The organism is Parabacteroides faecis (genome assembly GCF_014647375.1).
Taxonomy (GTDB): domain Bacteria; phylum Bacteroidota; class Bacteroidia; order Bacteroidales; family Tannerellaceae; genus Parabacteroides; species Parabacteroides faecis.
In genome coordinates, this window is sequence record NZ_BMPB01000010.1 from 1 (window position 1) to 13,093 (window position 13,093).

The window sequence follows — 13,093 nt, forward strand, 5'->3', positions numbered from 1 at the left end:
AAGCTCTATAGTGATATCGGAGGCCGGTAAAATGGTAGTGTTGTCTGCAACAACATTTCCTTTATCGTTCATTGTAGCCGGAATAATATATTCGATATCTTCTCCGGTCAATTCTCCGTTATGATTAAAAGAGCTTTTTGTTTTCTTTATTTTGTAATAAAAATTACCGTCTCTTGAATCCAACACTTTGATAACACCTTTAGTGATCAAAGAAACTGAAGAAACTTTACGTGCTATCTTTAATGTTTCAGCACTAGCTTTTGTAGAAGTACTTTTCAAAGTAACCTGTCCGTAGAATAAATCTCCCGGTAAGCTTGCTGCAACACCATTGTTTTGTTTGAGGCTTACCTGTAGGTCTGAAATAATATTGGCTTGGTTCAAAGCACTGATATTTTCGTTATCTCCTGAGAGTCCGGCCCATGCCACCACTGTGATCTGATCAGATCCGGGACATGCGATCTCTATCGGTTTAGCCTGAAGCAAATAAGTTCTGTCCACAGTCATTTGTTTGTAGAAATCTCCGCTCTGGTCAAAAATGAACAGTGTCGTCTGGTCTACATCACCTTTCACCGTGATATCTTTATTGTCCGAGTATGCTTTAAGAACCACTGAGAAAGGAACTTCTGTTTTAGAAGTAGCGTCTTTGATAACGCTGTCGTCAATGCCATACGAAGAATCACTGTCTGCAGAACAACTAGCGAAAGCGACCATAGCGATCAGTGTGCAAACAGCAACAATACAATTTGTAAAAATTCTACCCTTTTTCATGACCTTAATTTTTTATATGCTTAAAATTACCCTATACTCAGTAGAGAACATTTATCCGGTTAAGACCCTCATCAAAACCTATTGTCTCTTGCTGATATTGCAAATATAGATACAAAAACAATGTGAGTATCAAATAAAGCGATAATAAAAGTTAAAACGATCAAAATAGTTGCTGAAAATATCAAATAATACGATGTGATTCTCTCAAAACGTGTGTATGTCTCTCATTTTATACCTGTGGAAACAACAGGGATGAAATCTCTTTATGTTCTTATTTGATAGAAATACATAGTTTTTGTGATATGAATACGCCTGTGTGAAATTTTATGTATGGAGGTTCAGGTGTAGTGGCGATTTGCGTAAAAGATGCGAAAAAAATATGATAATCATGTCTTATTTCGTAAATAAACTGTTTTCAATGTTCTCTAAACGAAAATTTATTAGCATCTTTGCATAGATGATTATGTGCAATTATGGGAGAACACTTGATTGTTGATTGACAGTATATTCGGGAGAAAAATTATCTTAAGAACTAAAATATATATCATTATGTGTACTAGAGCTCTGTTCAGGAAATGGTTCGTCTTTCTTGTTTGCTTTGTTTTTTGCGGTCGACAGGCTTTTGCTGCAGGGGATTCTGTCAATCCTTTGGAAATAACCGTTCTTATTGTTGTCCTTATTCTTGTTCTACTATTCGTTCCTGCTGCTTTCTATTTAAGAAAGATGTATACCGGATTTACAGGTCAGTCTCAGAAAATCGTAAAGGAAAATGAGTTGCTGGCACTCAAACAAAATGAGGCGGACCGGAAATATAATGAGTTGGAAGCCGCGAAGAGAGAATTGGAAGAGCAAAAAGAAGCTGTAGAGTCAAAAGCCATCGAGCTCGAATCCCAAAAGAATGAGTTAGAATCCCAATATGATGCACTGGCGGCGGCCAATGAAGAATTAGCTAAGAAATGTGCTACCCAGGAAACGGCTATTTCCACTCTGAACAGTAATAAAAAGGATCTGGAGCAATTGCTCGTTACCAAGATAAAAGAAAGTGATGCCTTGCAGCGCGAGGTTGCCGATAAACTTTCGGAAGCCGAATCCCGATTGAAAGATGCCGAATTGATCCATGATAATTTCTTTATCGAGACAATCCATGAGATGCGTACGCCTCTTTCCCTTGTATTAGGTTCGCTGTCATTAGTCGTACAGAATAAAGACGATAGCCGTGACATGTCTACCCAGTTACTTTCGGCCTATCGTAACACATTAGCTTTGCAGGACCTTGCCGACCAGCTGATCGGGACACGCCGCGCCAACGATGTCGCCAACTATTTGCGTATAGCCCGTTATGACCTGATAGAGATATCCCGTCAGATTTGCGACCTGTTCGTCGACTGGGTGGCCATGAACAATGTCGATTTCCAGGTGAATACCCAGACCTCTATGTTATGGATCTGGCTGGATCGTCGCAAAATGGAATATGCATTACGTACATTATTGTCTAATGCATTCAAAAATACATTTGTTTACGGCAAGGTTACGTTGGATATTTCGGTAGTCAGGAAAGACGGCAAAGCCTATTGCGCCATATCGGTACAGGATGAAGGGTTGAATGAAAACGAAAGTACCCGTCGTGGTTTGCGGCAGGTACATGATATGACGGACGATATTGGCGGATTCTATAGTAATGAAACGACAACATCGGGTACTACCTATACATTATTAATACCGCTAGGCAAACAGCACTTGTTGGAGCGTCGTGTGGAATTTGTAGAACCGGAAGCCGACCTTGTCAAGCTGAATGATCGTCAGAAGGAAGAAATTGCAGAATTTATCCAGATCGTTCCGCAAAAAAGGACAACCGGCAAGAAAATCCTAGTCATCGACGATAGCGACCAGATCCGTTGGTTCCTGAAGCATGTTTTTGCGAAGGAGTATGAGATACTGGAAGCCCGTAATGGAAATGAAGGTCTGAATGTCGCTTTTGCAACCAATCCTGACCTGATCCTTTGCGATGTGATGATGCCGGTTAAAGACGGTTTCGAGACCTGTAAGGAATTGAAGGCCGATCCGCGAACATCCCAGACTCCAGTTGTTATGCTGACAGCAAAGGTGGAGAGCGAAGATATTATTGTCGGTCTCGAAGCGGGTGCGGACGATTATATCACCAAGCCATTCGATATTGAAATTTTGCGTAGCAAATTGAACAACCTGGTAAAGCGTCGTGAGCAATTGAAGCAATACTTTACCAAGACGCTTGCCGGAACAGTTTCGCAGGAAACAGATGAAAATGAATCGAGCATACCGAGCAATCCGTTCATGGATCTGGTAGTGAAGAATATCGAAATGCATTTGGACGATTCTACTTTTGAGGCGAAAGTGCTTGCAGACTCGCTGAATATGAGTTTGCCGACGTTGTATCGTAAAATCAAGCAGTTTTCCGATTGTAGTATCCTGGAACTGACCCGTACGATTCGTTTGAAAAAGGCTGCCGAATTGATCCAAACGCAGCAGTATTCGGTACAGGAGGTGGCTGAAATGGTTGGCTTCAACGATACCGCTACATTTCGTAAACGTTTCACGGAGCAATATGGAACAACGCCTTCGCAGTATGGGCAACCATAATTTTATAGATCATATATAATACTGTATTAGTTAAAATGATCTGTTTTATTTGATATTAGTGATAAAAAGTCGGAAATAATGATATTTCGGTGACCATTGAATCTTCCAGAGCTTTTGTTCTGGAAGATTTTTTATTACAATAATTAACAGAATAGGGCGGTAATACATTTCAAATAGCTTGTTTAAAAGAAATTGTCACTTCGTTTTAAACGAAATTTTTTTCATTTTAAATGAAATGGCTGTTTATTTAAGATAAGAATTGTGTTAAATAGTGTTGATTTGAAGTTTTTCGGAGATGTTTTTTGACTGGATTTATATGTTTTCGAGCAGGAATCTTTTCTGGAATGTCAGAGATGAGTGAAGAATATAAAGTGTTATAAATATCCCGGATGTGAATTTTATAGAAGAATTAGTTGTAATAAGGATGTCGTTCTTATTCCTTTGTTATGTATTTTCTTTTATGCCTGTCAATTTGATACTATTGAAGCTCTGGAGAATGTCCTGAAATGTGTCCGTCTCGTCCCGGTTCTCGAATAGTTGTCTTACGAGGTGCTTCAAATAGCATTTTGATAATTGGTAAATTACTTGGTTGCCTGATGAACCAATCGATATGAGCTGCCGTTTACCGGAGCACGACGGTAACCGGTAGCTTATGTAAATGACATTCAGATATCCCTGTTATTTTTGTTTTTTACCATTGATGGCTTCCAGCAAATATTTTCCGGGTTTGAATTTAACGGTGGTCCTAGCCTGGATCTCAACCGGATCACCGGTTTTGGGGTTACGAGCCATTCTTGTTGATTGTGCTCTGGGCGTCAATGTCCCGAAGCCCACAATAACGATTTCTTCCTTCTGGCACATTTTCTCTGTAACGATCTCCATGTAGGATTCCAGCACTTTCTTCGTTTTTTGCTTGTTCAATCCGGATTTTTCCGCTAATGCTACAATGAGTTCTGCTCTGTTCATAGGTATTTTGTTTTAATGATTAATAATTCTGCAAAGCTAATGAAAACAAGCCGTATAATTAAAATGTTTGGCATGCAAAATATCGATGAACGCCTGCAAAAGATATTTTTACCCCTTTTTTGAGAGTATTACATTTATTGAAAACGTATTGAAAGACTCCTTGAAAAACATTTAGAGTTTTACCGCTGATATTCTTTTTGAAGTTGATAGTTTTATCTATTAAGATAGAGAGAACCACCTATACCCCATCTTTTTCATAACGATTACTTTTGCTACATGAAAATAAGGTAAAATATAAATATAAGGATAGGGTAAAGTCAATCCGAAATTATTAGATTATGAAACATAATAAATTAATTACAAAACAAACCATTTTTCTGGCGTTAGCACTTGTCGCTTTATTTGCTACGAGTTGCATAAAAGACGATTTGGATGGGTGTCCTGGTTTGACGCTCAAAGTTGTGAATCAGGATAATGAAGACGTCACTCCGCTGGGTGTTGTATCCTCTACGACACTTTATGTGTTCGATGAGAATTTGAAATTACTGGAAACACGCAACCTGGATGAGACTTTTATTAAGAACCGTCAAAGTATTCAACTGAATTATCCGTTGGATACTAAGCTACATTTAGTTGCTTGGGGAAATTTAACTAAAGAAAATCAGATCGTACCAGATGTGAAAAGTGCAGAAGATTTGAATGTCATGTTAAATGCGAATAACGGAGAAGCCCAGTCTCCTGATAGTTTATTTTATGGTTTAAAAAAGCTTGCTATCCAAGCTGTAGGTAATCAGGAAATTGTAATAGCTCCGATAGTGGGACAAGTTTCTATGAAAACCGAAGGATTGCAATATGCTATTAAAAAGAATCCGGCATTCCGTTCTGCTAAAGCCTCCGGTGATGCTTCTGCTTACGAGTTCCAGTTGAACCGCACGTTGAGTGGTTATAATTATAAAGGTGAGCAGATCGGCGACAGTGTCTATTATAAACCTGAAGGTAATTGGGATGAAACGGCAACCGAATGGATAACGCCTCAGACAACAAATGTTTGTTACGGTAACAATCTGTCAAGTTCTTTCATGGATGAAAATGGAGTCATACAGACGGTTAATGAATATGAGTATGAAGACGGAACAGTAGGTCCGATAGACGTAAAAGTATACGAAAATATCCTGATTAAATTCCGATGGAACGACCAGGGAGCTTTCATCGGTGCAAAAGTAATAGTCACTCCGTGGGGCGTTGTGGAAGATACTCCAGATTTGAAACCTAAAAATTAATCGATCATGATGAAGATGAATAAAATAGTATATGTGGGACTGGCCTTATTGTTATGTGCATCCTGTTCAAATGACAATGATCCGAATATCTCTTCGCTGCCGGAGGCAAAGATATCTTTGCAGGTGAAAGCCAGCGGAGCGAACAAAAGGAATTCTCTGAAAGCTGCTACAAAAGCCAGTACGGATGCCAACGAATTGCCCGGCGAAGCTTACATTAATAATATAACAGCATTCGTGTTCAGCGAAGACGGTTCGCAGTTGCTTTCTACTGCTCCCTATTATCAGGAAACAACTCCGGCCAATGGAGAGTTGACTATTCCGAATATTCCGGCGCGTGCAACCAAGGCCCGGATCGTACTGGTCGGGAATGCGGATGGAACTTTGAGCAATATCACTTCGTATGCAAGTCTTGAGGCAGCTCTTTGTCAACTATCCTCACAGGCGCAGGATAATCTGACTATGAGTAGCCAGGTGATCGAAACGAAAGAGTCACTGGTAGCCGGTGATGAAAATTATATCGGATACGAATCGATGGGTGAAAAAAATATCAACGGAATATCCACACCTTTGGAACTGACTCGCCTGGCGGCCCGTCTGGACGTTGTCGGAATAAAGACAAATTTCACCCGTCCCGAATTGCTGGGGCGTACCGTAACAATAGAATCTATTACGGTTGACAACCGGAAGACGGCTTCACGTTTTTTCAGTCACGATTATTGGGGAGCCGTTGTTGCTGCCGGCAATTTAGGAACGAGTCCGTCCACCCCTATGGATCTGGTAGTCGACAACAATACATCGCTCAGTGAAATAGCTTACCGTACGTACGTGATGGAAAACGACGGAAGCGAGCAGCCGACCGAATTGCTCATCAAGGCAACCATAAGCGCCAAAGATCCTTATCAGGCCCGGACACGCGAATTCAGGGCCGTTATCAACGAAAAAGGACTGTCGGCTTACGGACATAATTTTGTGAAACGTAATTACGTATATAAGATAATCATATCGTTCAACGATGATAGTTTTGAAGAAGATGAATTATATGCATCGGTTGACATCAATATCATAGTTGCCGAATGGGATAGGGAAATTATCGATATACCTGCTATTGATAACTAATTAAATATTCAGGTAAATCTCTCAAATGATATTTGTAAAACTATCTATTTACTATGATATAGAATTACCCGTATTTTTTGAGACTTTTGCCAATCTAATAATAATGAAACCTCCTCTACATTTGCAATGTCAAACAAAACAGAGAAGTTCAAACATTCTTTTTAGTGTAGGGTAAACTAATAATAAAATATATCAACAATTTAAACATTTTGTATTATGAAAATCAAGAATTTGTTTATTATGTCATTGGCCGCTCTTTCATTGGTGGCATGTTCCAACGATGAAGATGTGACTCCTAAAACATCTAATGTGGTAGTGAATCTGTCTAGTGTGGCTCCTGAGACAAAAGCCACGACAAAGGCTGAAGATTTCGAAACATTAGCGCTTCAAAGTTTGACAGCTGAAAAAAAGATCTCTTCAGGTTCATTGTATGTTTTCGAAAACGATGTTCTTATAACGAAAGTAGTTATAACCGGAAATGAAGTTTCAATTCCTAATCTAACTGTCGGTAATACATATAGTTTTGCGGCAGTTGTTAATAACACCGCTACTACGGCAACAACGAAAGACGGTTTGAAAGCAGAAGTGATAGCATTAAGTGGAAAAGATGCCGGTAATTTTGTTATGTATGGTGAAAACAAAGTCAATTTGGAAGTGAAAGAAGTACCAGAGGGAGGTCAGAATTCTAATAATGTATCCATCGAAGTAAAACGAGTTTTGTCTGGTGTGCAATTGGTTTCTATTAAAACTGATTTTGGTGAAAATGTCCCTTTGTTTGCAAGAGAAGGTACAGCTGTTGTTAAATCGATGCAGTTGCTTGAGACAAACCCGACATCACGATTAGATGGAGGTGTGATTGCTGCTAAATCTGATAAAATAGAAGGTGTTGGTGCAACATTGAACCTTACGTTCACTAAGAACGAGACAGGTGTAACTGTTGGAGATAACAACGCTCTTCGTGCATACTGCTGCCCGGGTACGATAAAGTATGTTGTATTGAATGTTACTTATAATTATAAAGGAACGGATTATAATAGAGCATATAACATTACTACATTGAGTAATCTTGACGGAGGTTTACTTGGCAATTATTTATATGGTTTGAAGGTTACATTGTCTGGTGCCGGTTCTGATGCTGGTGGTGATCCTGATAAATTTGAGTCTGCAAAAGCAACTTTGAGCGTAGCCAATTGGTCTAATGGTCAGATTCATGATGTACCTAATCAGGAAAATTAATAGAATATACTTCCTACAATAAAAAAGTCCTGTCAAGAAGATTGACAGGGCTTTTTTTCTTCAAGAAGCTCCGTCAATCCGATTTTTTCGCCTTCTTTTCCCCAAGAAGCCTTGACAATCCGATTTTCCCTTCGAATAAATTAGGATATCCTCTGTCAATCGCTTACCTTTATTGCTCTCTGAAAAAAAATAAAGTATTCATCCTAATTTAATGCACATGAAAAAAATTGCGACACTAAATTTAAACATTCTCCATGTCGAAGAAAGTTTCGGCTACCTCAAATTGGTCAGTGCGGAAACCCCTTTGTTGAATCCCGGAGGCGGAGGCGACCGTCCTGAAATCGAAATGTTGCCACCCAGGTGAAAGCACTTATTAATAAATATGGTAATCCTACCGAACTTTCTCAGACGGAAGAAAGCGGTGTGTTGCATAACCTGCTTCAGGATCTCAAAGCCTTGCCGCAGGAAAACCGTACGAAGATCGCGTGAAACAAGTGCGCCTGCAGGCCGAAGCCGACTATCGTTTGATGGTGGAACTGGTAAACGCCCTTGTCCTGATAAACGGCGATGCAGCCTATGCCACTTTTATCGACCATGTGAATGTGTTTCGACCGCCAGAAAACAGTAATCAAGACCCGCAAGACTGTTAATACCAAGAAAAACGGCAGCAGCGACCGCCCGGAGATTGAATAGGCCAGCTGATTCACGCCGGTAAAAGAAAAAGAAGGAGGAGAATGCGTTAAAAAAACATTCTCCTCCTTCTTTGTTTTGGCACCTCGACCTTTGTAAATCTATCTCCCGTTAGGGGTGTAACTATCAATTTTCATCACTTTTCCACATTGCCACTTTTACCCCTTAAACATGATATTCTGACCTATCCTCACTTATTTCGGCATCTCTTACATTTGCATTGTAAATCGAATGAAATAGTAAATAAAGAAATAAAATATAGGGTCATGAAATTACAGAATATCTTCGCATTAATCGTTACATTGATTGGTTTTGCTGCTTGTACTTCTGAGAGCGAATTGCCTGATACCCTTGTAAATGGCGATTTAGTTCCGGTAACAATAAGTTTAGGTTCTATGCAGACAAAAGCTTCTGTCGGTTTAGATACGGATGAGGGTACTATCCAAAATGCTGTTATTGCTATATTTGATAACAAAGGAATTCCGACAATTGCTCCGATAGTATTAAATGCTTCAAACAGCGGTACAACGCGTCTTCCATTGGTTGAATCTAATGCTTATGCTTTTGTGAATGTTTCAAATGAAGATATTGCTGCATTGGAAACAATCAGCGATGAAACAGAATTTAGAAACTATACAATTAAAAAAGCATTAACCCAAGATGCATCTGCTTTGCCTAAATACGGAGAAAAAATGAACTTTACTCCAACAGCAAATGGAAATATTGCAATTACAGTAAAGCAGTTGACAGCACGTGTTGAAGCAATGGTTGATATAAAAGTTATTCAGGATGAAAATGAAATCACAGAACACGGATTATCTTTTTCAAAAAGCAATTTGTCGTGGACGAATATGAAGTTTAAATCCGGGAATACACAAACAGATGGAATTGACGGTCTTTTTACGACAATTATAAATGGAATGACATACACAAATGTTTTTAATCGTGCTTATACATATCCAGGGACAAATCCGCTTATCAATCTTACAGGTTCTATCAGTGGAACAATGAATGGTTTTACAGAAAAGCAGGTTTCTTTATCTTATACATTCCCTAACTCTTTAATCGCTGACAATGTTCATCTGGTAAAATTCATTGTAAAAGTAGATGTTACGCAACCCGCTAACCCTACGTTTACTTACGAAGTAATTCCAATGGAAAAAGTCGCAATTAATGTTCCTAGTTTTGATTAATATATAGGTGTAAAATTTCGAATATAAAAAATTAGCATTATGAAGAAATATAGTATTTATCTGGTGTACATGCTATTCGGACTTTTTTTGTTCGGGTCTTGTTCCGATGAAAGTATAGTCAATAAGAAAGATGTGGTAGAAGGTGTACCTGTGTCGTTGAAGATTCCTTATACGGCACCAGAAATGGATATAATTATGACAAGAGCAGGGAAGAGTGATGTGAAACTTCTTTCTGATTTGTATGTGTTTACATTTGATAGTTATTCAGGTGAATTTGTTTCTGGAGAAAATGTACTAATAGAAGGAAGTAATTCTTCGACTGGTAGTATTTCTATAAATACGACATCTGGATATCGTAACATTTATGCTGTTGCTAACACTTTATCTGGTATGTATCCAAGTATACAGTCGAAACTTAACGAGGTTATTGCAAATGAATTGAAGGAAAGTGAATTTCTAAAAATAGCTGCAGAACTTTCTTCAGATAATGTAGAGAATAACGATGATATAATGCTTATGAGTGGACAATGGTCTAATGGCTCTGAAACAAAATGTCTGGTACCTGCAGGTAATGGTACTTTGTCTGGTACTATAAAGATTAAACGTGTTGCTGCCAAAGTAACTTTTAATATTAAAACAGGTCCAATAGAAACAGCTAAAGGTACATTTACGGCAAAAGAATATCAGGTATTGAGAGTTCCTTATGGTGCTAAGTTGTTTGAAAATGGAACAGCTTCTATTTCTAATTATTTTGATGTAAAAGATTTTATGCCTATTAAAGAAGGTGGTTCTTTTACTTTTTATATGTCAGAGAATTTAAAACAACCTTTGAAAGAGTGTTCTGATCATAATGACCGTGAACTTTATAGAGAAACTGAAAATGAAGATAAACTTTCTCGTACGTTTATAAATGCGGATCCCAATGCCACTTATGTAATTATTAAAGGTTCATTTGTTGGCAAAGCTGATGACCCAACTGATGGTAAAAGTGGAAGTGTAGTTGCTCCTCGTGTATTATATATCATTCATCTGGGCAAAGGAGCTGGTACTGTTGCAAATGAAAGTTATGATGCAAATGATTTTGACACATATCGTAACACTGATTATATATATAATTTGACTGTAAATGGTGTTGACAATATTGTAGTAGAAGTATTAACGAACGATCCTGATAAAGATAATAAGCCTCGTGAAGAAGGTGATGTTATTTTTGGGGGTGATAATGATGTTATATTGCGTTGTGATGCTCACTTTGAACAACGCCTTTTACATTTTACGAAGGATAAGTTGAAAGACTATTCTTTTGCAGTAAAAACTCCTTATACTGATAAAGTTTATGATATTAATAGTGATGGCATTTATCCTATAATGGAGGGTGATGATTTATATTGGGTCACTTTTTATAAGAATCCGAATAATGAATCTTATTGTTACTCTTATACTTCGGCAAAGCAGAGTAGTGATGCAAATTTGTGGACTGTTGAAAAATTGGTTAAGGAGTTGAAGAAATGGAAAGAGGGAACTGATCATGAAGAGTGGGGAGAAGAAGTTAATTTTACATGCTTTGTAAATGAGTTTTATTATAATGATAAACCTAAAGAATGGTATAAATATGTCAATACAGGCGAAGATCGTACATTACAAATTTTGTGTGAGACATCTTCTCAACAGGCAGGATTAGGAAGTAGTTCTGTTACCAAAAATGCTCAATATGTAATTACTCAACGTCCGATTGAAACCATTTATAAAAAGGCACAATCAGTAGCAGGTTCAATAGTTGCATGGGGAATTGAAACAGTGAATGAGACTGGTCGATTAATTAGTGGTGGCGGTGGAAGTAATGCAGATCATGGACGGAAAAATATGGCTTTTAATGGGGATTGGGATGATTTTCTTAATTTTAATAAAAGACCAAATGATGATGGAACTGTGAACTATATGAAACAAAATTATGAAAAAGCATATTATGCATGTCTTCAACGTAATAGAGATGAAAATGGTAATGGACAAATTGATCCGGACGAAATAAAATGGTATTTGCCTTCCAGTAAGCAATATATTTCTTTGTGGATCGGAAATGAGGCTATATCATCAGAGGCTAATATTTATGGAGCTGAAGGTGGTGATGGGAAAATTTCTCCTGATCGACATTTTTATACAAGTACAAATGGTGCGCTAGTTTATTGGGCAGAAGAAGGGTATTCTTTAGGTGGCGTTGGAGGTGATAATAAGTATGTTTTGAATAATGATGGAGGTAGACGTCAATATCGTTGTGTACGTGATTTAGGTATAACTAAGGAGCAGTTGGAGGCGTCGAATTATACTTTGTCGCCTATTTATAAGAAATCTGGAAATTCGATAACATTAGACAATTTAAGTTCTGTTTCTTTAAGGACGCAGAAGGCTGTTGGAGAATTGAAAGTTCATCATGAGCGGGAAGACATAAATAAGCCTTATTCAGGAGGATTAACTGTAGCGAGTGAGGTTTGTAAGGAATATAGATGGGGATGGGTCGATGTTTCAGAAGATTGGAATGAAGTTACAAAAAATGCCAATAATAATCCAACTAATTCTTATTGCGTAAATTCCAAAGATTTAGGTTCCGGTTGGCGTTTGCCTAACCAACGTGAATTAGGTGTAATGTATGTTGCTGGAACCGGAGGTTCTGGGTTGTGTAGAACTTATTATAGTGGAGTGCCATGGGACTGGAAAGATGGAAACTCTGGTAGATGGTATAAAAAAGGTGAATCCCATACATTTCAGATTAGTAGCGGTGTGACTTTGAAAGCTAAGAATACAAAAACAACTTTCCGTTGTGTAAAGGATAACTAACTTTATAGTAAACTCATAAGATTTGTTGCGAGATATTTTTCCCGAGAAGATCTTATGAGTTTATTTTTATAACTTAATTATGAAAAATATCTCCAAAGAATAATGATAAAATTAAATATAAAACCATGAGTTATATTTAAAATATAATCTGATTTCTTTTTTGAAAAATGCAATTAAGAGTAAAAGTACCTTTTTTTCATGTAAAGATACATAAGTTTTCGAGATTGCAGTTGCTTGTCGTACCTTTGTTTCATAATGATTTAAAAAACGTAGTACGGCATTTAAGTATGTAATAAAGAAAACTGTATTCGGATTTGTTATGTCTTTTGCAGCAAAAAGTTCCCGAAAGTTCCCGAATAGTCCCGTATCCTTCCATAGGGTTCCTCGCCCCCTGAC

At 37.9% G+C, this 13,093-nt stretch carries 11 protein-coding genes; 9 read left to right on the plus strand and 2 right to left on the minus strand.

Annotated elements, in window-relative coordinates; genetic code table 11:
• Nucleotides 1-768: FimB/Mfa2 family fimbrial subunit (locus IEY67_RS15280; RefSeq protein WP_189086827.1), on the minus strand; the 768-nt coding region annotated here is incomplete at its 3' end.
• Nucleotides 769-1,317: 549 nt separating this feature from the next.
• Between IEY67_RS15280 and IEY67_RS15285 the strand changes: the two genes are divergently transcribed.
• Entirely contained in the window at nucleotides 1,318-3,384 is a 2,067-nt protein-coding gene (locus IEY67_RS15285; protein WP_183668511.1) for a response regulator, read from the plus strand.
• A gap of 678 nt (nucleotides 3,385-4,062) precedes the next feature.
• On the opposite strand, the gene IEY67_RS15290 is transcribed toward IEY67_RS15285, so the two are convergent.
• Nucleotides 4,063-4,350, minus strand: coding sequence for an HU family DNA-binding protein (locus IEY67_RS15290; RefSeq protein ID WP_183668513.1), 288 nt, complete (start codon nucleotides 4,348-4,350; stop codon nucleotides 4,063-4,065).
• A 338-nt stretch (nucleotides 4,351-4,688) separates the two neighbouring features.
• Between IEY67_RS15290 and IEY67_RS15295 the strand changes: the two genes are divergently transcribed.
• The 8 genes from IEY67_RS15295 (at nucleotide 4,689) to IEY67_RS15325 (ending at nucleotide 12,697) form a co-directional block, all read left to right on the plus strand.
• Nucleotides 4,689-5,630 (plus strand): FimB/Mfa2 family fimbrial subunit, encoded by a 942-nt coding sequence (locus IEY67_RS15295; RefSeq protein WP_183668515.1) that lies wholly within the window; start codon nucleotides 4,689-4,691, stop codon nucleotides 5,628-5,630.
• A 6-nt stretch (nucleotides 5,631-5,636) separates the two neighbouring features.
• A complete protein-coding gene (locus tag IEY67_RS15300) occupies nucleotides 5,637-6,746 on the plus strand; it encodes a fimbrial protein (protein ID WP_183668518.1) in 1,110 nt (369 codons plus the stop codon).
• A 216-nt stretch (nucleotides 6,747-6,962) separates the two neighbouring features.
• Nucleotides 6,963-7,982 (plus strand): hypothetical protein, encoded by a 1,020-nt coding sequence (locus IEY67_RS15305; RefSeq protein WP_183668520.1) that lies wholly within the window; start codon nucleotides 6,963-6,965, stop codon nucleotides 7,980-7,982.
• A 217-nt stretch (nucleotides 7,983-8,199) separates the two neighbouring features.
• Complete coding sequence (locus IEY67_RS15310) at nucleotides 8,200-8,346, plus strand: hypothetical protein (RefSeq protein ID WP_183669130.1); 147 nt, start codon at nucleotides 8,200-8,202, stop codon at nucleotides 8,344-8,346.
• A complete protein-coding gene (locus IEY67_RS25335) occupies nucleotides 8,343-8,471 on the plus strand; it encodes a hypothetical protein (RefSeq protein ID WP_258914640.1) in 129 nt (42 codons plus the stop codon). The genes IEY67_RS15310 and IEY67_RS25335 overlap by 4 nt, the downstream gene beginning before the upstream one ends.
• The gene (locus tag IEY67_RS15315) at nucleotides 8,468-8,632 is read left to right on the plus strand and encodes a DUF6261 family protein (RefSeq protein ID WP_183668521.1); all 165 of its coding nucleotides are present in this window, start codon (nucleotides 8,468-8,470) and stop codon (nucleotides 8,630-8,632) included. The genes IEY67_RS25335 and IEY67_RS15315 overlap by 4 nt, the downstream gene beginning before the upstream one ends.
• Before the next feature lie 306 nt (nucleotides 8,633-8,938).
• Nucleotides 8,939-9,865, plus strand: coding sequence for a hypothetical protein (locus IEY67_RS15320; RefSeq protein ID WP_183668523.1), 927 nt, complete (start codon nucleotides 8,939-8,941; stop codon nucleotides 9,863-9,865).
• Between the two features lie 39 nt (nucleotides 9,866-9,904).
• Complete coding sequence (locus tag IEY67_RS15325) at nucleotides 9,905-12,697, plus strand: fimbrial protein (RefSeq protein WP_183668526.1); 2,793 nt, start codon at nucleotides 9,905-9,907, stop codon at nucleotides 12,695-12,697.
• The last annotated feature ends 396 nt before the right edge of the window (nucleotides 12,698-13,093 follow it).

Excerpts from the sequence above, each read along its gene's own strand:
- IEY67_RS15285 (WP_183668511.1), top strand. The coding sequence starts at position 1,318 with ATGTGTACTAGAGCTCTGTTCAGGAAATGGTTCGTCTTTCTTGTTTGC.
- IEY67_RS15290 (WP_183668513.1), bottom strand. The coding sequence starts at position 4,350 with ATGAACAGAGCAGAACTCATTGTAGCATTAGCGGAAAAATCCGGATTG.
- IEY67_RS15295 (WP_183668515.1), top strand. The coding sequence starts at position 4,689 with ATGAAACATAATAAATTAATTACAAAACAAACCATTTTTCTGGCGTTA.
- IEY67_RS15300 (WP_183668518.1), top strand. The coding sequence starts at position 5,637 with ATGATGAAGATGAATAAAATAGTATATGTGGGACTGGCCTTATTGTTA.
- IEY67_RS15305 (WP_183668520.1), top strand. The coding sequence starts at position 6,963 with ATGAAAATCAAGAATTTGTTTATTATGTCATTGGCCGCTCTTTCATTG.
- IEY67_RS15310 (WP_183669130.1), top strand. The coding sequence starts at position 8,200 with ATGAAAAAAATTGCGACACTAAATTTAAACATTCTCCATGTCGAAGAA.
- IEY67_RS15320 (WP_183668523.1), top strand. The coding sequence starts at position 8,939 with ATGAAATTACAGAATATCTTCGCATTAATCGTTACATTGATTGGTTTT.
- IEY67_RS15325 (WP_183668526.1), top strand. The coding sequence starts at position 9,905 with ATGAAGAAATATAGTATTTATCTGGTGTACATGCTATTCGGACTTTTT.